Below are 18,921 nucleotides of genomic sequence, written 5' to 3' on the forward strand. Positions count from 1 at the left end.
ATCCACGTCTGGAAAACAGAAAAAGCACTCGTCGCAGACACCTGCCAAGAAAACCCCAACTCCTGGGGCTGCCCCGGAGCAGAGACCAGATAAACAGACGGCGCAACATACCGCCACCACCCACTTTGATCACCGAATCCTGGCGACACGCCATAAAGACGGCGCCTTGAGACCACCCCCGATTCAAAGTAAGTGGTGGCCGTTCATGAGGTCAGGGATCCTTCGCCTTAAATGAAGAAAAGCATCGGTTCCGAAGAACCGATGCTTTTCGCCTGCCAGAGCTTAGGAGAACCAGGTACCCGGAGGGCCCATGAACAACAGGAAGCTAAAGACGGCCCCCACAGCAACGAGGGTGACAACTACGGCAAGGATCGGGTTCCGCAGAACCCAGGCCTGGGCCTTCTCGAAGCCTCCTTGAGGCTTCTCGCCCCCGGCAGCCAAGCGCCATCCGCCGTCGAGGAGCCCACGACGGTCGAGCGACTTCTCCGTCGGGATGGTGGCGTAGGGAATAACGGCAGAACCGATGGCGAGCAGGCCTGTACGTGTGGACCACTTCTGGTTGATCCAAGTGAATGCGGCCGTCGCGGCGTAGCAAAGGAACACGAAACCGTGGATGCCTCCTGCAATGCTCACGCCAACGTCTGTTGTCCGCGTGACGTACTTGAGGAACAGCCCGATCAGCAACAGCGTCCATGTCACGGCCTCGGCAAAAGCAACGGTACGGAACAAGGTACGGGGCTGCATGGAAGTCCTCAGGTAGAAAACGGGAGACACATACTATTTTACCGGCTGTAGAACTTCCCTCACGTCACACCGTGCAACCGCACGGTCACGGCAAAGGGAGCGCCTCCCGATTTCGGATCCTCGAGTCTCCGAATTCAATGGCCACGGGAGCAATTTCCATCTCAGGCTCGTGGCGGGTGCGGGCCTTGCCAACGGCGATGTGGGGTAGCCACCGGGGTGTCCTGTAACCAAGTGCCGGTGAGCTCAGGATGAAATCATCAACGTTGTCCAAGCCCAGATCGTCAAAGAGTATGTGCAGCCCTTGCACCAAAAGCGCCTGGTAATCGTGCACTTCCTGCGGCACATCCACTTCGAGTCCCATCAGACGTCCACCGCCCAGAGGGATCAGTTTGTCCGATTTCCCCAAAAAGCCCTGCAACACCGGCAACTCCGCCAACCAACTGGCGATCTCTGGGAGTGTCTTCTCCGGTGGAGACAACCCCTTGGTCCAGGCAGTGATGTCCCTGCCCAGCTCCTCGAAAATGCCGACATGCAGAAGGGTCAAGTGCAGGCCCTGAGGCTTCCGCAGGGAGTCGACGAACCGGTTCAGTCCCTCGTACTCCGAAGGACCTGCGCCCACGCGCAGGACGGGCACCTCAACAGTGATTCGAGGTCCAAGCGGTTTGCTTCCATGGGAGACAAGGCCCGTCATGGAAGCCATTATGCGCCGAACGCCCTGCGATCGGGAGGCCGACGGCGGAACCCGGCCGCCGCCGTCGTACTTCTTTTGGCGTTGTGCCGGGTTTTACTTTTTAGAGCGGGCCTGAACCAAGTTGGCGAAAGGCAGGCGTCCATGAGCGGCCGCGAAGCCTGCGTGGTAAACGGCCTCGGCTGAATTTACCTCGGAAGCCGGGAGTTCCTTCCACGCGATGATCAGGTCCAGGGCGTCGCGGAGTTGCCAGATGAGCCGTGCGTCCCACACAACGGTGGGACGTCCACGGCCGTAGTCCAGGAACTCTTGGAGCTGCTTGCGGAGCCCGCGGTTGCCTTGGCTCCCAGCGCTGGCCTTGCCGATGTATACCACCGAAGCATCGGGAATCCACTCGGACTCCAAGACTTCACGCTTGAGAGAGGGGTCCTTCTTTTTGAACGTGCCGGCAGTGCTCTTGCTGAGGAACACAGGCTCGAACTCCGCGGGGCGAAGGATCGCAAAGATGCCGGGACCTTGGGGAATCCTCATGGGATCGAGTTCGTCGAGCGGCCGGAATCCGGTGAACCCGTCCTCGGTGAGGGACTTTTTGGTGAAGATCATGGTTCATTGTGTCAATCCCACATCATGCGCAATGCCGCCAGTCCCGTCGTCGTCGATTTGGTGGGGTTCGAAGGCGTCCGCAGTAACACTGTCGCTGTACGGCAACAGATGCTAAAGTCGGCGTACGGCGACATCTCCTAAAGTTGCCGTACGGCGACAGGAGTGCAATTGCGTACGGTTCGAGAAGCTGGCCCGCTGGTCCGTGAGCTACGCGAGGAGCGCGGCTGGTCGCAGACGGAACTGGCCCGCCGAGCGAACGTGTCGCGAACCTTCGTGATCGATTTGGAGTCCGGAAAGGCCACTGTGGAGACCTCGAAATTCATGGACGTCTTCCAAGCTCTGGGATTCGAGATTGCCATTCGCAACAGCGAGACAGGCAAAATCCGATGGTGAGTTCGCGCGCACTCGACGTGTTCATGGACGGAATTCCCTGCGGTCGCGTAGAGCAGACACCGACCGGAAATCTCACCTTCCGTTACTCACCCGAATACCAGGCCGTCCCAGATGCGACGCCGTTGTCGCTATCCATGCCCCTTGCCGCCACTTCGCACAAGAAACGCGCCGTCCTGCCCTTTCTGCAAGGCTTACTGCCTGACAGCGACGGCGCCCTCCGGACGATAGCCAGGCGGTTCGGAATCTCGCCTTCCAACCCATTCGCCATCCTTGAGCACATCGGCGCAGACGTGGCCGGCGCCCTCCAGTTCATGCAGCCAGATACCGAGTCGCCAGACGGGACACTATCGAGGTCCACCGTCAAACCTGTCACTGAATCAGACGTCGCCGGCATGCTGGACCACGTTGTGGCCGAATATGAGGACGGAACGCCCTACAACGATGCAGCTGGCCGCTTCAGCCTTGCCGGAGCGCAGCCGAAGATCGCCCTGCATCAACTCCCGAATGGTGGTTGGGGCGTTCCCTCGGATGCCACGCCTACCACCCACATCCTGAAGCCGGCGGCGGGGAACTTCAACAGGCTTGACGTCGTCGAGCAGCTAACCATGAGGGCGGCAGCCCTGCTTGGGCTGGAGGTAGCCGCGTCTGAACTCACCACAATAGGTGACTGGGATGTATTCGTGACCCGGCGTTATGACCGCCGCCTGAACGGTGGCACATGGCACCGCATCCACCAAGAAGATCTATGCCAAGCGCTAAGCGTTTCGCCAGCTAAGAAATACCAGCACCGTGACGGCGGCCCCGGCGTCAGCGACATAGCACCCCTGGCACGATCGTTCCCCCTCGAAGAGGACCGCCGAATAGCCGGGGAAGCACTCTACCGGGCCTTTGTGTTCAACACTGTGGCCGGCTGCACTGACGCCCATGCCAAAAACTACTCAGTCCTGCTCCACGGCAGCTCAGTCCACGTGGCACCGCTTTATGACCTCGCCACCTACGCACCTTATTGGGACGGGGAATCAGGCATCGATCTGGCGATGAGCGTCAAGGGCGAATACCGTCTGCAGAGAATCAGCAAGCAGATGCTGATCTCAACCGGAGTGCAGTTCGGTGTCCCGGTAGACGTCGCTGAAGACATCGTGGCCCACTTCAGTGGGCACATGGTGGAAGCATTTGATGCTGCCAGGGACGAATTGCAGGGCCGGATGGGTTCGCTGCCGAAAGTCGCCGACGATGCAGCATCCAACGTTCGTAAGCTGCCACTCATAGTGTCCCCTGACAGGAGATAGTTTCCCCCGGTCATCGAAGAGCACGCCAAGTTTAGCCATGGCGCAGCAGCCCAGACCCCCCAAAGCGTGAAGCGACTCTTTCAGCGTTGACATGCACTTGTGACCCGTGCCATATTCAAAGCGTGAACCTGTCAGACAGCCGGACAGCCGGACAGCAAGGACCCCAGGGTGGGCATACGCCCATCTCACGCATCTCCGCAGCCGAGGCGGTCTTTGCGGCACTGCGTCGCGCCATTGAGGGCGGCCAGTTCGATATCGGGACCAAGCTGAGTTCCGAGGCAACGCTTGCGGGTCAGTACGGCGTAAGCCGCTCGGTAATACGTGAAGCGCTGAGGTCCTGTAACACCTTGGGCCTCACCGTGACCAAGACCGGCAAGGGCACTTTCATTGTGGCCAACAAGGTTGCTAATGACCTTACCTTGGGTCAGTACAGTGCACGTGATCTTAACGAAGCACGTCCTCACATCGAGATCCCGGCAGCGGGACTGGCGGCTCAAAGAAGGACCGAGGAAGAACTGGAGCACCTCAAGGACATCGTCCAGGAGATGCTCACCGAGAACGATCCCGAAGCCTGGGTGAACCTGGATGCCAGCTTCCATTCAGCAGTGGCCCGCGCCAGCGGAAACCGGGTGTTTGCCAGTGTCGTCTCGGATATCCGTGAAGCGCTGGCCCACCAGTCCGAAACTTTGAACCTCGTTGCAGACCGGCAACACCGCTCGGACGAGGAACACGTCGCCGTGCTCAACGCAATCGAAGCGGGCGACTCCGAAGCCGCAAGCAAAGCGATGGCCGCCCACCTGGAGGCCGTCAGCGTGGCACTGGACACGATCCTCAGCAAATGACACATCCAAAGGACACCGCCACCATGCCCGTCCCCGAAGCACCGGCCCACAAGGCCGCGCCCGAAGCAGCCGCGCCCGCTACTGCGCAGAGCCTCAAGACGCCCCACCACGTCCCGCTCGTAGAGGTAACCCGCGACGGCCTGGTGGAGAGCATCCACTACGGATCGTTGATCGCCCTCCGCAATAACGGCAGCACGGCCGTCGAGGCCGGCGAGCCGGACGCGCCGATGTACCCGCGTTCAAGCCTGAAGCCGTTGCAAGCCGTCGCCCTGCTCAAGGCCGGTTTGGACATCCCCCAAAACCTCCTTGCCCTCACCGCTGCCAGCCACTCCGGCGCACAGATGCACCGAGAAGGCGCCGCTGAAATCCTGAAGCTGCATGGCCTCACCGAAGCGGCCTTGGGCAACAGCACGGACCTGCCGTACGGCGTCGCTGAGCGTGAAGAATGGCTCCGCGCCGGCAACGGTCCTACCCAAATCGCGCAGAACTGCTCCGGCAAGCACGCTTCCATGACCGCCGTCTGCGTCATCAACGGCTGGCCTGTTGAGGGGTACTTGCACCCTGAGCACCCGTTGCAGGTCCTGGTCCGCGACACCATCACCGACCTCACCGGCGAGGAAGCCGCTGCTGTCAGTACGGATGGCTGCGGAACCCCTCTCTTCGCGCACTCCCTGCATGGCATGGCCCGCGCCTACGGCCGCCTCGCCGCTGCCGACGAAAGCACCGACGAAGGCAAGGTAGCCCACGCCATGCGCCGATTCCCGGAGATGGTGGCCGGCGAGGGACGCGACGTCACGGCCCTCATGCGTGCCGTTCCCGGATTGCTCGCGAAGGACGGCTTTGAAGGCCTCCAGCTGGTTGGCCTCCCGGACGGCACCGGCGTCGCGGTGAAGATTTCCGACGGCGGCGACCGCGCCCGCATGCCCATCACGGTTGAGGTTCTTCGCCGGTTGGGCGTCGACGGCGGCAGCCTGGACACGCTTCAGAGCCCACCTGTGCTGGGCGGCGGCCTTCCGGTCGGCGAGCTCCGTGCAGCAAAAATTTTCAGCAACTAAACCAAGGACAGCTATGACCACCGTCGATCAGGCGATCCCCCTCCGTTCCGAACACGACCTTTTGGGCGACCGTGATGTACCCGCGGATGCCTACTGGGGCGTCCATACCCTCCGCGCCATCGAGAACTTCCCCATCACCGGGCAGCCGCTCTCCACCAACAAGCACCTGGTCCGGGGCCTGGCCGCCGTGAAGCAGGCAGCCGCACGCACCAACCACGAGCTTGGCTTGCTGGACGCCGAAAAGGCAGGTGCTATTGAACAGGCCTGCCAGGACATCATGGACGGCATGCTGCACGAGCAGTTCATGGTGGACGTGATCCAGGGCGGCGCGGGTACCAGCTCCAACATGAACGCCAACGAGGTGATCGCCAACCGTGCCCTGGAGATCCTGGGCCACCCCAAGGGCGATTACTCCAAGCTTCACCCGAATGACCACGTGAACCTGAGCCAGTCCACCAACGACGTCTACCCGACGGCGGTGAACCTCGCCACGATCTTCTCCGTGAAGGAACTCCTTGAAGCCCTAGAAGAACTCGAGCTGGCTTTCGCTGAGAAGGGCCGGGAGTTCCGGACCGTGGTGAAGATGGGGCGCACGCAGTTGCAGGACGCGGTTCCCATGACACTCGGCCAGGAGTTCGGCGGGTACGCCGTGACCATCGGTGAGGACCGCGCACGCCTGGACGAGTCCCACATGCTGATCCACGAGATCAACCTTGGTGCCACGGCAATCGGTACGGGCTTGAATGCCCCGGCCGGATACGCGGACGCCGCGTGCCGTCACCTGGCCGAAATCACGGGCCTTCCCCTCCTCACTGCTGCTGACCTCATTGAGGCCACCCAGGACGTGGGCGCGTTCGTCCACCTGTCCGGTGTGCTGAAGCGCGTGGCAGTGAAACTCTCCAAGATTTGTAACGATCTCCGCTTGCTGTCTTCTGGACCGCGTGCGGGTTTTGGTGAGATCAACCTTCCGGCAGTGCAGTCCGGTTCGTCGATCATGCCCGGCAAGATCAATCCGGTGATCCCGGAAGTGGTCAGCCAGGTGGCGTACGAAGTCATCGGCAACGATGTCACCGTCACCATGGCCGCGGAGGCTGGCCAGCTTCAGCTGAACGCCTTCGAACCGATCATTGTGCACAGCCTGCACAAGAGCATCTCCCACCTGGAAGCAGCGTGCCGCACCCTTACGGCACGCTGCGTCCGGGGCATCACAGCAAACACCGAACGGCTACGGCTTACCGTGGAGCAGTCGATCGGTCTCGTCACGGCATTGAACCCGCATATCGGCTACGCCTCCGCCACCGCTATCGCCCAGGAAGCGCTGGCAACGGGCAAGGGCGTTGCAGAACTCGTGTTGGAGCACGGTCTCCTGACCGCTGCCCAGCTTGAAGAACTGCTCAGCCCCGAACGTCTGGCAAATCTCAGCAAATAGGCCGAAACTGGCCTGTAAGCGCACCCACCAGCCGTCCCGCCCCATGAGGCCTACCCCCACGAGGCTTAGTTCTGCATGCCCGAATCCTTCCCCGGACGCGCCCAGGACACCCCCAACAGGACACCCCTAAGGATTCCAATGACCAACCCCATCACGGACCACACGGTCCCGGCCCAAGCGCACGCCAGCGAGAAAGCCCTCCACAAGGAGGACTCCGGTTACCACAAGGACCTCAAGCCCCGCCAGATCCAGATGATTGCGATCGGCGGCGCGATCGGCACCGGGCTGTTCCTGGGTGCCGGCGGCCGACTCAACGCAGCTGGCCCTTCCCTTGTCATCGCCTATGCAGTTTGTGGCTTCTTCGCGTTTCTGATCCTCCGTGCACTCGGCGAACTGGTTCTGCACCGCCCGTCGTCGGGATCCTTCGTTTCCTATGCCCGCGAGTTCTACGGCGAGAAGGCTGCCTTCGTCTCGGGCTGGTTCTACTGGATCAACTGGGCCACCACCACCATCGTGGATATCACCGCAGTGGCCCTGTACATGAACTTCTTCGGCAAATACATCGCCTGGATGGGGGCCGTTCCGCAGTGGGCCTGGGCGCTCATTGCCTTGGTGGTAGTCCTCTGCCTCAACCTGGTTTCCGTGAAGGTCTTCGGCGAAATGGAGTTCTGGTTCGCGTTGATCAAGGTGGCCGCACTGGTGGCATTCCTCCTTGTTGGCACCTACTTCGTCATCTTCGGCACCCCGGTGGATGGACAGGAAGTGGGCTTCAGCCTCATCTCGGACAACGGCGGTATCTTCCCCAACGGCATCCTGCCCATGATCATCCTCATGCAGGGCGTGCTGTTCGCTTACGCTTCGATCGAACTGGTGGGCACCGCTGCTGGTGAAACTGCCAATCCGGAGAAGATCATGCCCAAGGCCATCAACTCCGTGGTCTTCCGCATCGCTGTCTTCTACGTTGGTTCGGTCATCCTGCTGGCACTCCTGCTCCCGTACACCGCCTACGAAAAGGGCGTCAGCCCCTTCGTGACGTTCTTCGGTTCCATTGGTGTTGAGGGCGTGGATGTCATCATGAACCTCGTGGTCCTCACCGCGGCGCTGTCTTCGTTGAACGCCGGGCTGTACTCCACCGGCCGGATCCTCCGCTCCATGTCCGTGGCCGGTTCGGCCCCGAAGTTCGCCCAGCGCATGAACAAGGCCGGCGTTCCGTACGGCGGCATCGCCATCACGGCCGGCGTTTCCCTGCTCGGTGTTCCGCTGAACTACCTGGTCCCGGCCGATGCTTTCGAAATCGTCCTCAACGTCGCATCGGTGGGCATCATCGTCACCTGGGCCACTATCGTCCTGTGCCAGATGCAGCTCAAACGCTGGTCCGACAAGGGCTGGGTGAAGCGCCCCTCCTTCCGGATGTTCGGCGCCCCGTACACGGGCTGGTTGTCCTTGGTCTTCCTGCTGGCTGTCCTGATCATGGTGTTCATCGAGTCCCCCTTGACCATGTTGGTCACCGCGATTGCCTGCGGGCTCATGGTGTGGGGCTGGTTCCTGTGCCGCAAGCAAATTCATGAGCTTGCTGCCACCCGCGACGGCTACACGGGCAGCGCGCCGGTGATCGCCAACCGTCCGCTTCCCGGCGGCGATAAGTAACAAGCAACAACTCGCTGACTCACGACGGCGGCACCCGGGTTCCGTAACAATCGGAACCCAGGTGCCGCCGTCGTCGGTTAACGCCCCCAACTGAGTAACAGCAAACGTCCCAATGACCGCTCAGTAGAACATGTGCTGTTACTCAGTTGGGTGGGGAGGCGGCGGAAACAGACATCCGATCATTCGTGGCTACTATTGGTCCATGGCTGTCACAGACGAGGCGATCAGCAAGATCAAAGACATGCTGATCCGCGGCGAACTCAAGGCCGGCGATCGACTTCCGCCGGAAAAGGAACTGAGCGAACGGCTCGGTCTTTCAAGGAGTTCCTTGCGCGAGGCCGTGAAAGCCTTGGAGCTGATTCGCGTGCTGGATGTTCGCCGCGGCGATGGAACCTACGTGACCAGCCTTGACGCGAAACTGCTCAACGAAGCCGTGGCCTTTGTGGTGGACCTGCACCAAGACCGATCCATTTTGGAACTTTTTGAGGTCAGACGCATCCTGGAACCTGCGACTGCGCACTTGGCCGCGGGCAAAATCACGCCGGACGAGCTGCTGGCCCTGAGAAGCACCATGGACGGGATCGACGAGACCACCGACGTCGAAGAACTCGTGGCCCACGACCTGCAATTTCACAGCATCATCACCGAGGCCGCGGGAAACGACTACCTGGGGAGCCTCTTGGAAGCCCTCTCCAGCAGCACCGTGCGGGCCCGGATCTGGCGTGGACTGACACAGGAAAAAGCTGTGGCGCACACCTTGGCCGAGCACCACGCGATCGCGGACGCCCTGGAGCGGGGCGATGCCGAACTGGTGCGTGCCTTGGTGACCGTGCACATCAGCGGCGTGGAGAACTGGCTGCGGCAGGCGCTCTAGGCTGTATCAGGCAGACGCTCTAACCCTCGGCCAGAGGGGTGACTCCCAAGCCATAGGTCCGGATGGCCGTGCCCTCAAGAACCAGTTCCTGCTCCGAGGGACTCAAGGAGGAGAGCAGTTCCAGCAGCACATCCAGCGTCCGGCCGTAGGGTGCGCCCAAAGTACTTACCGGCCAATCACCGCCGATCATCAAGCGTTCGGGCCCGAAAGCCTCCAGCGCTGATTCGAACACAGGCCGCAGCTCATCCGGGGTGTACTCAACTCCCGGCACATGCAGCCCGGACAGCTTGGCCACCGAGTTCGTTTCCCGTCCAAGAGCCAGGAAGTCTGTGCGCCATAAGTCCATGAGCTCAGGATCAGCCAGCGGCGGCTTACCCAGATGGTCCAGCACAACGGTCAGTTCCGGCATCTCGCGGGCGAGCCGAACGGTGGACCTCAGATGCCGGGGGAACGCATCCGGGATGTCCAGGGTGAGCCCGCGCTGAGCCACCAATGCCAAGGAATCCCGAACAGTGGGAAGATCCAGAAAGTCACTTCGCGGATCATCGTGGACCAGGTGCCGCACTCCCCTGAAAACCGGGTGAGCCGTGAACCGGTGCAGTTGCTCTGCAGCTTCAGCCGGCGTATCCAACCTGATCCACCCAACCACTCCGAACACCCAGGGGTTCCGCGCGGCAACGGCCAACATGCTCTCGGTATCGGAAACAGTGTCGTCGGCCTGCACCAGAACGGCTCCCCTGACCCCGGCAGCATCCAAAGTCTCGTGCACCTCATCTGCGCCGAAGCTGCGGAAGAGGGCACCATGTTGCGGACCAAGCCACGAATAGTGCCGCACACCGCCGGTGACGAAGGTGTCCAAGGTCCACACATGGAGGTGCGAATCAATCACCGCCCGACACGCTCCAACGCATCCCACAGCTCGTCCGGCACGGGCGCCTCCATACGGGCCGAGTTCGTGGCCACCTGTTCAGGAGAAGTCGCCCCGGCTGTCACGTTCACCACTGCCGGATGCCGCAGCGGGAACTGGAGTGCCGCCGTCGGGAGTTCTACGCCGAAATCGCGGCAGACGGCCGCGAGCGCACGCGCCCGTTCCAGTACCTCCGGCGGGGCCTGATCATAGTTGTAATGGGCGTCTTCGGGGACGTCGGACCGGGCCAGAAGTCCGGAGTTGTAGGCGCCCACGCTGACGACGCCGGTGCGGCGCGCCAAACAGCGTTCAAGCAGCGGGACGTCGGGCTGCTCGAGCAGCGTGTAGCGTCCGGCGAGCATCACGAGGTCCAGGTCCGCGACTTCGACGCATTCCAGGGCGGCCTCGGCGGAGTTGATGCCCACGCCAATGGCCCGGACCAATCCCTCGGAGCGCAGCTTCTCCAAGGCAGGAAGGCCCTGGGAGATCCCTGCCTGAAGATCGTGGACGTCGGGATCGTGCAGGTAAGCGATGTCAACCTGCTCCAGTCCGAGCCGCTCCAAGGAGTCCTCGATGCTGCGCCTGATGCCTGCTTCGGAAAAGTCCCACACGCGCCGGGTGGCGGCGGGAACGTCGAATCCTTCGGGGTCCTGTCCGCCACCGGCGTTGGGTTCCAGAAGCCGGCCCACTTTGGTGGAGATGATGAATTCGTGGCGGGGCTTGTCCCGGAGAACGGCACCCAATCTCTGCTCCGACAGGCCCAGGCCGTAGTGGGGCGCGGTGTCGAAGTAGCGGATTCCGGCGTCCCAGGCTGCCAGGACAGTTGCGAGCGCTTCTCCGTCGGGGATGGCCCGGTAGAGGTTACCGATGCCCGCCCCGCCGAAGCCAAGTTTGCCGAGCTTGCCGAGTTTGCCGAGGTCACGTGAGTTCATGGCAGTTCCCATACTCTCTGGATACCCGCGTCCTCCCCTGAGTAATCGTCTTGGACCTCTAAAAGTTCAGCCATTCGGGCTTGCCACGGCACGTTGGCCGGATGGTGGGCGAGGGCGTGGCGCATCGCTTGGTAGTTGTCCACGTCCACCACGTGGAAGAGATCGAGTCCGCTGCGCCAGATCCGCCAGTTCCGTACACCGGCTTCCTTGAGCGCTGCCACCAGCTCAGGGGGAATGTTGGCGTGGGCGTCGGCGTATTCCGCCTCCGTTCCTGCTTTGAGGCGGGTGTGGAGTGCGATGCTTTCAGTCACCGGCCGCCTCCTTGAGGTAGAGCTCCAGCACAGGAACCGCCACGTCCGGCCGTTGTACGGGGAGTTTCACGGTGAGGGTGCCCGGCGGCTGGCCTCCGGGAATGGTGTTGAAGGCTTCCTGGTCCGGGTCGACTTCTTTGAGGAAGACCTCCGAGGCATCGTTGAGGAGCTGCGCGTATTCCACCTTTCCTGCGAGTCCGGGCAGGTGAATGTACTCGAAGGGCCAGGCGAACAGGTGGACATAGAGCCGGTTTCCGCGCTGCGTGTAGCGAGTATCCTGCGGAGCGGTGAAGGGTGCGGGCCCGGCTCCGTAGATGGAGCGGGAGTGCAGTTTCATCCACTCCCCGATTCCCTCCAGCGAGGTCAGTGCACGCGGATCGATACTCCCGCGCCCCGTGGGACCGATGTTGAGCAGCAGGTTCCCGCCGTTGGATACCCCGTCAACCAGCATGCGGATGAGCAGGTCCACGGTCTTGTAGTTGAGGTTGTCGCGGTGGTACCCCCAACTCCCGTTCAGCGTTTGGCAGGCCTCCCAGGTGACCGCTTCGCCGTCGAGCATCATTGGCTCAGTAGGTTGGTATTGCTCAGGCGTGACCAGATCCCCCGGGATGCCCAGGCGATCGTTGACCACGATCCCGGGTTGAAGTTCCCGTACCATCGCCAGCAGCTTTTCGGAGTCCCAGTCATCGCTGCCCTTGCCGCCCCAAAATTCAGAGATCCTGGTGTCAGCGTAGGAGAAGTCGAAGAACAGGTAGTCGATGGTTCCGTAGTTGCTCAGGAGTTCCCGCACCTGACCGTGCAGGTACTCGCGGTAGCGCGCCATATCGCGTCCGGCGTTCAGGCTTTCGACGTCGGCGGCGTTGCGTTGCGGATGTACCCCGTCAATGGTGAAGTCCGGGTGGTGCCAGTCGATCAGCGAGTGATAGAAGCCCACCCTGAGCCCCTCGGCCCGGAGTGCCTCCACATAGGGGGCGATCAGGTCACGGCCGGCGGGCGTGTTGGTGGCTTTGTAATCCGTCAGTGCCGAATCCCAGAGGCAGAAGCCGTCGTGGTGCTTGGTGGTGAGGACTACGTACTTCATGCCGGCGTCCCGGGCAGCCCTGGCCCACTCCCGGGGGTCATAGAGGTCCGGGTCAAAGCGTTGGAAGTACTTGGAGTACTCCTCCACGGTGGTTTCTTCCTGGTTCATCACCCACTCATGCCGTGCCGGGAGCGCGTAAAGGCCCCAATGCACGAACATGCCAAGGCGTGCTTCTTCAAACCATGGTGCGTGCCGGATCAACGGGATTCCTTCCAGACGGGGCCGTTGGGAAAGCTGTAAGCGGCCAGTGTTTCACGGAGCATTTCGTTTCCGGCGCCAGGGCTCGACGGCGGCCAGTAGGCGCCGTCGTGGACCACCACGGGAGTGATGAAGTGTTCGTGGAGATGGTCCACGAACTCGATGGTTCTGTTCTCTTTTGTGCCGGACACGGCAACGAAATCAAACATGGACAAATGCTGCACGGCCTCACAAAGCCCCACGCCACCGGCATGCGGACAAACGGGCACACCAAACTTGGCCGCGAGCAGGAGGATGGCAACATTCTCGTTCACTCCAGCAACGCGGGCTGCATCGATCTGCAGGACCTGGAGTGAGCCAGCCTGGAGCATTTGCTTGAACACCACCCGGTTCTGGACGTGCTCGCCGGTGGCCACAGGGATTGGCGCCACTCCCCGGGCGATGGCGGCATGGCCCAGGATGTCGTCCGGGCTGGTGGGTTCCTCGATCCAGGCAATGTCATAGGGGGCAAGGTGGGCCATCCAGTCGATGGCGTCCTGGACATCCCAGCGCTGGTTGGCGTCCACTGCGATCTTGATGTCCGGTCCCACGGCTTCACGGGCTGCCCGGACGCGGCGGATGTCGTCCTCCAGAGAGGCCCCCACCTTAAGCTTGATCTGGGCAAATCCGTCAGCAACGGCTTCCTTGGCCAGCCGCGTTAGTTTCTCGTCGCTGTAACCCAGCCACCCCGGCGTCGTGGTGTAAGCGGGGTAGCCCTCAGCGCGAAGTGCCGCCATGCGCTCTTCCCTGCCGGGCTCTGCAGCGCGAAGAATGGTCAGTGCTTCGTCCGGAGTCAGGGCATCGGTGAGGTAGCGGAAGTCCACCAGTGCCACGAGCTCTTCCGGAGTCATTCCAGCGAGCAGCTCCCACAGGGGCAGCCCGGCGCGCTTGGCTTTCAGGTCCCACAGGGCATTCACTACCGCACCGATGGCCATGTGCATGACGCCCTTCTCGGGCCCCAGCCACCTGAGCTGGGAATCGTGGACCAGCAGCTTCCAGGTGGCGCCCATGTCGCTGAGCAGCGCCTCAACTGTCCGGCCCACGATGTGACCGCGGAGGGCAATGATGGCTGCGGTCTCCACCTCGTTGCCGCGTCCGATGGTGAAAACGAAGCCATGGCCTTCAAGGTGATCCCCGGCGTCGGTGCGGATGATCAGGTAAGCGGCGGAGTAGTCCGGGTCCGGATTCATGGCATCCGAGCCGTCCAGTTCAAGGGATGTTGGGAAGCGGATATCGAATGTATCCATTGCGGTGATGGTGCTCATGCGGCTCCTGAAGTGCGTCACGATTCTTCACCGAGCCTAAACATCCGATGTCTGCCTTGTCAATGGGTCACATTTCCGTATTATGGGTGAAAACACCACACTAGAGCTCGGATGTTAGTCCCGAACGCACGGAGGAAGCCATGACCTTGAAATTCGCCAGGCTGGGTACGGCCGGAAACGAACAACCGGCCGTCATTGCCCAGGACGCCGACGGCACAGAGAAGTACTTCAGCCTCACGGCCCTGACCAACGACATCGACGGCGGTTTCCTCGCCGCCGACGGCATCGAACGGACCCGCGAAGCCCTGAATAAGGGGGAACTTCCCGCAATCTCGCCGGAGGGCCTCCGCATCGGCGCGCCCGTTGCCCGCCCCGGCGCCGTAGTGGCCATCGGTCTCAACTACACCGCCCACGCCGCCGAATCCGGCGCGACGCCGCCCGAGGTTCCCGTAGCTTTCCTTAAGCCCACCAACACCATCGCTGGCCCGTTCGACGCCGCCCCCATCCCGCCGTCGTCGGAAAAGTACGACTGGGAAGTGGAACTGGCGATCGTGATCGGGCGGGAAGCGTCATACCTTTCCTCCGTTTCCGAGGCCGAAGGCTGCATCGCAGGCTACGCCGTGGCCAACGACCTCTCGGAGCGCGACTACCAGATTCCCGGCGCTGCCGGACAGTGGACCAAGGGCAAATCCCTCCCCGGCTCCACTCCCCTGGGCCCGTGGCTGGTTCCCGCTGCCGACGTCGACGTAAGCAGCCTGCGCCTGCAGACACTGGTCAACGGCGAGCCCCGCCAGGATTCCAACACCTCAGACATGATCTTCGACCCCGCCACGATCGTCCACCATCTCAGCCAGTACATGGTGCTCGAACCCGGCGACGTGATCATCACCGGCACTCCCGAGGGCGTGGCAATGTCCGGGCGTTTCCCCTTCATCCAGCCCGGCGATGTGGTGGAACTGGAAATTGACAGCATCGGACGCCAGCGGCAGGAGTACTTCCGAGCGAAAGCCGGCTCAGGCGCCGGTGCTGCGCAGGCCGTTTCCTTCGCTGGCACCAACGCCTGAGCCCGCCATGGCACCCGCAGTGGGCAACGAGTTCCACGGACTGACAGCACTCGTGACCGGCGGTGCCTCGGGAATCGGGGCAGCCATCGCTGACCGCCTCGCCGCCGGGGGTGCACAGGTTGCAGTCTTGGACCTCGCGCCCGAAACCAGCCCGCACTTCGGAGTGCAGTGCAACGTAGCCGATGACGCCTCGGTGCGTGCCGCCGTCGAGCATGTAGTGCAGAAGTTCGGCCGCCTGGACATCGTGATCAACAATGCGGGCATCGGCGCGCAAGGTGACATCTCAGCCAACGATGACGACGAATGGCTGCGGGTCCTCAACGTCAACGTTGTAGGCATAGCGCGCGTCAGCCGGGCAGCCCTGCCCTATCTGCGCGAATCCCCGGCGGCTGCGATCGTGAACACCTGTTCCATCGCAGCGACGGCAGGACTCCCGCAGCGCGCCCTGTACTCGGCGTCGAAGGGTGCTCTGTTGTCGCTGACGCTCGCCATGGCAGCGGACCACGTCCGTGAGGGCATCCGTGTGAACTGTGTGAACCCCGGCACCGTGGACACTCCCTGGGTTGGCCGCTTGCTCGATTCCGCCGCCGACCCCGCCGGCGAGCGCGCGGCCCTTAACGCCCGCCAACCGCACGGCCGGATGGTGGACCCTGCTGAGGTGGCCGGCGCGGTGGCTTACCTGGCGAGTCCGCTGTCCGGCTCGACGTCGGGAACTTCCCTTGCTGTGGACGGCGGCATGCAGGGTCTGCGGCTGCGGCCAGTTCAGTAAGGGCTGGTTCAGTGGCAGCCGGCTCAGTAGAGTCCGTTAAAGATGTTCCACCCCCAGCCCACGGTTTCGACGCCCTTCCACCCACCGCTTCCATCGCCGTAGTACATCAGTAACTCTCCGGCCCTGTTCACGCCATGAACGTCGCTGAAGCCATCCCGGTTGAAGTCGCCTGCACTACCGACGTTGCTGAGTACGTTCCAACCCTGCCCGATTTGGCGCGAGCTGGCCCATCCACCTGTGCCGTCGCCGCGATAGAGAAACAGGCCTCCAGCCTTGTCCTTGGCAATGACGTCCACGTTTCCGTCACCGTCGAAGTCCCCGGGACCAATCAGGAGATCCATGACGTCCCAGCCCTGGCCAACTTTTGCCCTGGGACTCCACCCGCCCCACGGGTGCGAGGGGAAGACATACAGGTCACCGTTCGCCTCGCTGCCCAAAAGATCGTTGAGGCCGTCGCCGTCGAAATCGCCCGGGCCCACCACTTTGTCGATGCTGTTCCACCCCCAGCCCACGGCATGGCGGAAGGTGTAGAAACCGCCGTCACCCGTTCCCTGGAAGCGGTACAGTGTGCCCGAACTGTCCGTGGCCATGAGGTCGGTGATCCCGTCCGTGGTGAAGTCGCCGGCGGCAAAGATCCTGGTGAACGCGTCCCATCCCGGCCCCACCTGGCGGGTTTCCTGCCAACCCTGGGCATCGTCTCCGCTCAGGTACATCATCAGCGTTCCGTCATGCTTGCGGGCCATCAGTTCAAAGACCCCACGGCCCGTGAAACCCTCTTCCCGCATGGGTTCCTTGCGTATCTCCTCTGATGCGTCGGTGGCAACTTCCTGGCCGGCGCAGTTGGTAGGTGATCCGGTGGCTATCGCCGAGATCCGGCCACCGATGTCATCAGCTTCCAAAGGATAGAGGTAAGGGGAATAAGGCGGACTGGTTTCCACGGGTTCGCCGTCGCGAAGCCACTGGATGGAATAGCTGGGCTCGCCGCTCCCGCCGCAGTTGGCGAAGTAGGCGGGAGCACCCTCCACGGACAGCACTGCCCCCACGATCGGGTGACCGTAGACCGTCACATCCTCGGTGTCCGCTGCATGCGCGGCCGGCACCAGGGCTGTGCCCACCAGCAACCCCGCAAGCATCCCCGCCGTTCTGATTCTCTTCCCGGAAAACAGGCCCACGATTCTCCCTTGAAAGGTGCCATATGCGCCCATCCTAGGAGGCCCCTCCGCCGGCGGGACGAATGCGGGCGGCGACAGGCCGCCGTCGTGCTGTGCCGCGCATGACAAGCCCTGTTTCGTAACGCAACGGGCCCGCAACCTCCTGCAGCGGTGCTTCGCCTATGCTCAACTCCAAGAGATCAACGGCGACTCACTTAGCAGACTCAGGAGATACAGCCATGAGCAACTGGCGCATCAGGGACTTTCACTCGTCCGATTTGGACGGCATCCTGCACCTCTGGGAGTCACTCAAGGCAGACGGTGTGGAGCCTGTGTACGCGTTGTCGGAGGTCCTGGCGTCCTGTGAAAAGGACCACGCGGTGGTTGCGGTGCAGGGTGAGCAGGTGGTGGGAGCAGCCGTCGGCCGGGCAGCACACGATCAAGGCTGGATCGTTTTCCTGTCCACCCTCCCCGAGTTCCGCGGCCGGGGCATCGGCACCTCGCTGCTGTCCGCCGTCGAGAACCGTATGGCCCCGCACGGCCTCAACAAACTCTCCGCGCTCATGCCGGAAACAGAGACCCGGGTGGAAGCCTTCCTGGGCCGCGGATTCGTGGTGAAGAAAAATCTGCGCTATTTCGAGCGGACCATCCCCGTGCAGCGGCAGGAACTCGGTGCATTGGGGCTGCTCGGTGGGCGCATCCTTGCCCGCGATCTCTGGGAGAACGTGGCCGGCATGCGCCGCGAGAAGGAACTCCTGGAACGTCGACTGGTCCTCCCCCTGGCCGAGGCAGACCTCGCCGACGAATACGGGGTGGTTCCACCGCGGGCCGTGGTGCTGTTCGGCCCTCCGGGAACCGGCAAGACCACGTTTGCCAAGGCCATTGCCTCCCGCTTGGAGTGGCCGTTCGTGGAAGTGTTCCCATCCCGTCTGGCTGCCGATCCCAAGGGCCTGGCTGGTGCGCTGCGCGAGACATTCCTGGAAATCGCCGAGCTGGAACACGCCGTAGTGTTCATCGACGAAGTGGAGGAGATCGCGTCCCAGCGTGCCGGTGATCCGCCGTCGCCGTTGCAGGGCGTCACCAACGAACTCCTCAAAATCATCCCGGCCTTCCGTGAACAACCGGGCCGCTTGCTGGTGTGCGCCACCAACTTCATCCGCGCACTGGACACCGCGTTCCTGCGCCACGGCCGCTTCGATTACGTCATCCCCATCGGGCTCCCGGACGTCCATGCCCGCGAAGCCATGTGGCAGCGATTCATCCCGGCAACAGTGGTGGACTCGGTTGATATTGCCCAGCTGGTGGAACGGACGGAGGGCTTCTCACCCGCGGACATCGAGTTCGCAGCCCGCAGCGCCTCCCAGCGGGCCTTGGAAAAAGCAGTGTACGACGACGGTGCCGCCTCGAGCGGTTCAGCGGGCCCAGCCTCCAACGGGCGTAAGGGGCCGGTCACCCAGGACTACCTCGACGCGATTGGTGACACACGGACCACCGTCAGTCCCGAGGTGCACCAGGACTTCCTCGAAGACATCGACGCACTGGGGCGTGTCTAGGGCCGGCTACTCCGCGAGTTCGCCGGAACGCTGCGGGGTCGCCGGAACATTCCGGCGAGCTCGACGCATTCCGGCGATCTCGGCGAG

At 62.6% G+C, this 18,921-nt stretch carries 19 protein-coding genes; 10 read left to right on the top strand and 9 right to left on the bottom strand.

Annotated elements, in window-relative coordinates; genetic code table 11:
• Positions 1 to 282: 282 nt before the first annotated feature.
• The 3 genes from CQ020_RS14505 to CQ020_RS14515 form a co-directional block, all read right to left on the bottom strand.
• Entirely contained in the window at positions 283 to 744 is a 462-nt protein-coding gene (locus tag CQ020_RS14505; RefSeq protein ID WP_231745598.1) for a DUF3817 domain-containing protein, read from the bottom strand.
• An 85-nt stretch (positions 745 to 829) separates the two neighbouring features.
• Positions 830 to 1,435 carry a hypothetical protein gene (locus tag CQ020_RS14510; protein WP_258141899.1) on the bottom strand — a complete coding sequence of 202 codons (606 nt, stop codon included), beginning with the start codon at positions 1,433 to 1,435 and terminating at the stop codon, positions 830 to 832.
• Between the two features lie 93 nt (positions 1,436 to 1,528).
• Positions 1,529 to 2,035 (bottom strand): hypothetical protein, encoded by a 507-nt coding sequence (locus CQ020_RS14515; RefSeq protein WP_105692496.1) that lies wholly within the window; start codon positions 2,033 to 2,035, stop codon positions 1,529 to 1,531.
• Positions 2,036 to 2,203: 168 nt separating this feature from the next.
• Here CQ020_RS14515 and CQ020_RS14520 point away from each other — a divergent pair, with 168 nt between their 5' ends.
• The 7 genes from CQ020_RS14520 to CQ020_RS14550 all read left to right on the top strand — a co-directional run bounded on the left by CQ020_RS14520 (position 2,204) and on the right by CQ020_RS14550 (position 9,564).
• The gene (locus CQ020_RS14520) at positions 2,204 to 2,428 is read left to right on the top strand and encodes a helix-turn-helix domain-containing protein (RefSeq protein ID WP_181151892.1); all 225 of its coding nucleotides are present in this window, start codon (positions 2,204 to 2,206) and stop codon (positions 2,426 to 2,428) included.
• The gene (locus CQ020_RS14525) at positions 2,425 to 3,717 is read left to right on the top strand and encodes a HipA domain-containing protein (protein ID WP_181151893.1); all 1,293 of its coding nucleotides are present in this window, start codon (positions 2,425 to 2,427) and stop codon (positions 3,715 to 3,717) included. Before CQ020_RS14520 ends, CQ020_RS14525 begins: the two co-directional genes overlap by 4 nt.
• Before the next feature lie 122 nt (positions 3,718 to 3,839).
• Positions 3,840 to 4,559, top strand: a complete 720-nt coding sequence (locus CQ020_RS14530; protein ID WP_105692499.1) for a FadR/GntR family transcriptional regulator — start codon at positions 3,840 to 3,842, stop codon at positions 4,557 to 4,559.
• Positions 4,556 to 5,614 carry an asparaginase gene (locus CQ020_RS14535; RefSeq protein WP_105692500.1) on the top strand — a complete coding sequence of 353 codons (1,059 nt, stop codon included), beginning with the start codon at positions 4,556 to 4,558 and terminating at the stop codon, positions 5,612 to 5,614. The genes CQ020_RS14530 and CQ020_RS14535 overlap by 4 nt, the downstream gene beginning before the upstream one ends.
• Positions 5,615 to 5,627: 13 nt before the next feature.
• Positions 5,628 to 7,043 (top strand): aspartate ammonia-lyase, encoded by a 1,416-nt coding sequence (locus tag CQ020_RS14540; RefSeq protein WP_105692501.1) that lies wholly within the window; start codon positions 5,628 to 5,630, stop codon positions 7,041 to 7,043.
• A 138-nt stretch (positions 7,044 to 7,181) separates the two neighbouring features.
• Positions 7,182 to 8,690 carry an amino acid permease gene (locus CQ020_RS14545; RefSeq protein ID WP_105692502.1) on the top strand — a complete coding sequence of 503 codons (1,509 nt, stop codon included), beginning with the start codon at positions 7,182 to 7,184 and terminating at the stop codon, positions 8,688 to 8,690.
• A gap of 202 nt (positions 8,691 to 8,892) precedes the next feature.
• Positions 8,893 to 9,564, top strand: coding sequence for a FadR/GntR family transcriptional regulator (locus tag CQ020_RS14550; RefSeq protein ID WP_105692503.1), 672 nt, complete (start codon positions 8,893 to 8,895; stop codon positions 9,562 to 9,564).
• Positions 9,565 to 9,583: 19 nt separating this feature from the next.
• Here CQ020_RS14550 and CQ020_RS14555 read toward each other — a convergent pair whose 3' ends face one another.
• The 5 genes from CQ020_RS14555 to CQ020_RS14575 are packed head-to-tail and all read right to left on the bottom strand — an operon-like array spanning position 9,584 to position 14,297.
• Positions 9,584 to 10,453: an amidohydrolase gene (locus tag CQ020_RS14555; RefSeq protein ID WP_105692504.1), complete on the bottom strand. Its 870-nt coding sequence runs from the start codon at positions 10,451 to 10,453 to the stop codon at positions 9,584 to 9,586.
• Positions 10,450 to 11,415, bottom strand: a complete 966-nt coding sequence (locus CQ020_RS14560) for an aldo/keto reductase (protein ID WP_105692505.1) — start codon at positions 11,413 to 11,415, stop codon at positions 10,450 to 10,452. The genes CQ020_RS14555 and CQ020_RS14560 overlap by 4 nt, the downstream gene beginning before the upstream one ends.
• A complete protein-coding gene (locus CQ020_RS14565) occupies positions 11,400 to 11,714 on the bottom strand; it encodes an L-rhamnose mutarotase (RefSeq protein ID WP_105692506.1) in 315 nt (104 codons plus the stop codon). Before CQ020_RS14565 ends, CQ020_RS14560 begins: the two co-directional genes overlap by 16 nt.
• A complete protein-coding gene (locus CQ020_RS14570; RefSeq protein ID WP_105692507.1) occupies positions 11,707 to 12,996 on the bottom strand; it encodes an alpha-L-fucosidase in 1,290 nt (429 codons plus the stop codon). Before CQ020_RS14570 ends, CQ020_RS14565 begins: the two co-directional genes overlap by 8 nt.
• On the bottom strand, positions 12,993 to 14,297 hold the full coding sequence (locus CQ020_RS14575; protein WP_105692508.1) for an L-fuconate dehydratase: 1,305 nt from the start codon (positions 14,295 to 14,297) through the stop codon (positions 12,993 to 12,995). Before CQ020_RS14575 ends, CQ020_RS14570 begins: the two co-directional genes overlap by 4 nt.
• Before the next feature lie 140 nt (positions 14,298 to 14,437).
• Here CQ020_RS14575 and CQ020_RS14580 point away from each other — a divergent pair, with 140 nt between their 5' ends.
• Both CQ020_RS14580 and CQ020_RS14585 read left to right on the top strand, forming a co-directional pair.
• On the top strand, positions 14,438 to 15,361 hold the full coding sequence (locus CQ020_RS14580) for a fumarylacetoacetate hydrolase family protein (protein ID WP_105692509.1): 924 nt from the start codon (positions 14,438 to 14,440) through the stop codon (positions 15,359 to 15,361).
• 7 nt (positions 15,362 to 15,368) lie between these two features.
• On the top strand, positions 15,369 to 16,130 hold the full coding sequence (locus CQ020_RS14585; RefSeq protein ID WP_105692510.1) for an SDR family NAD(P)-dependent oxidoreductase: 762 nt from the start codon (positions 15,369 to 15,371) through the stop codon (positions 16,128 to 16,130).
• Between the two features lie 23 nt (positions 16,131 to 16,153).
• On the opposite strand, the gene CQ020_RS14590 is transcribed toward CQ020_RS14585, so the two are convergent.
• Positions 16,154 to 17,302, bottom strand: a complete 1,149-nt coding sequence (locus CQ020_RS14590; protein ID WP_105692511.1) for an FG-GAP-like repeat-containing protein — start codon at positions 17,300 to 17,302, stop codon at positions 16,154 to 16,156.
• A 218-nt stretch (positions 17,303 to 17,520) separates the two neighbouring features.
• Here CQ020_RS14590 and CQ020_RS14595 point away from each other — a divergent pair, with 218 nt between their 5' ends.
• On the top strand, positions 17,521 to 18,834 hold the full coding sequence (locus CQ020_RS14595) for an ATP-binding protein (RefSeq protein WP_105692512.1): 1,314 nt from the start codon (positions 17,521 to 17,523) through the stop codon (positions 18,832 to 18,834).
• Positions 18,835 to 18,921 lie beyond the last annotated feature (87 nt).

It is taken from the genome of Arthrobacter sp. MYb23, assembly GCF_002979775.1.
Lineage (GTDB): Bacteria > Actinomycetota > Actinomycetes > Actinomycetales > Micrococcaceae > Arthrobacter.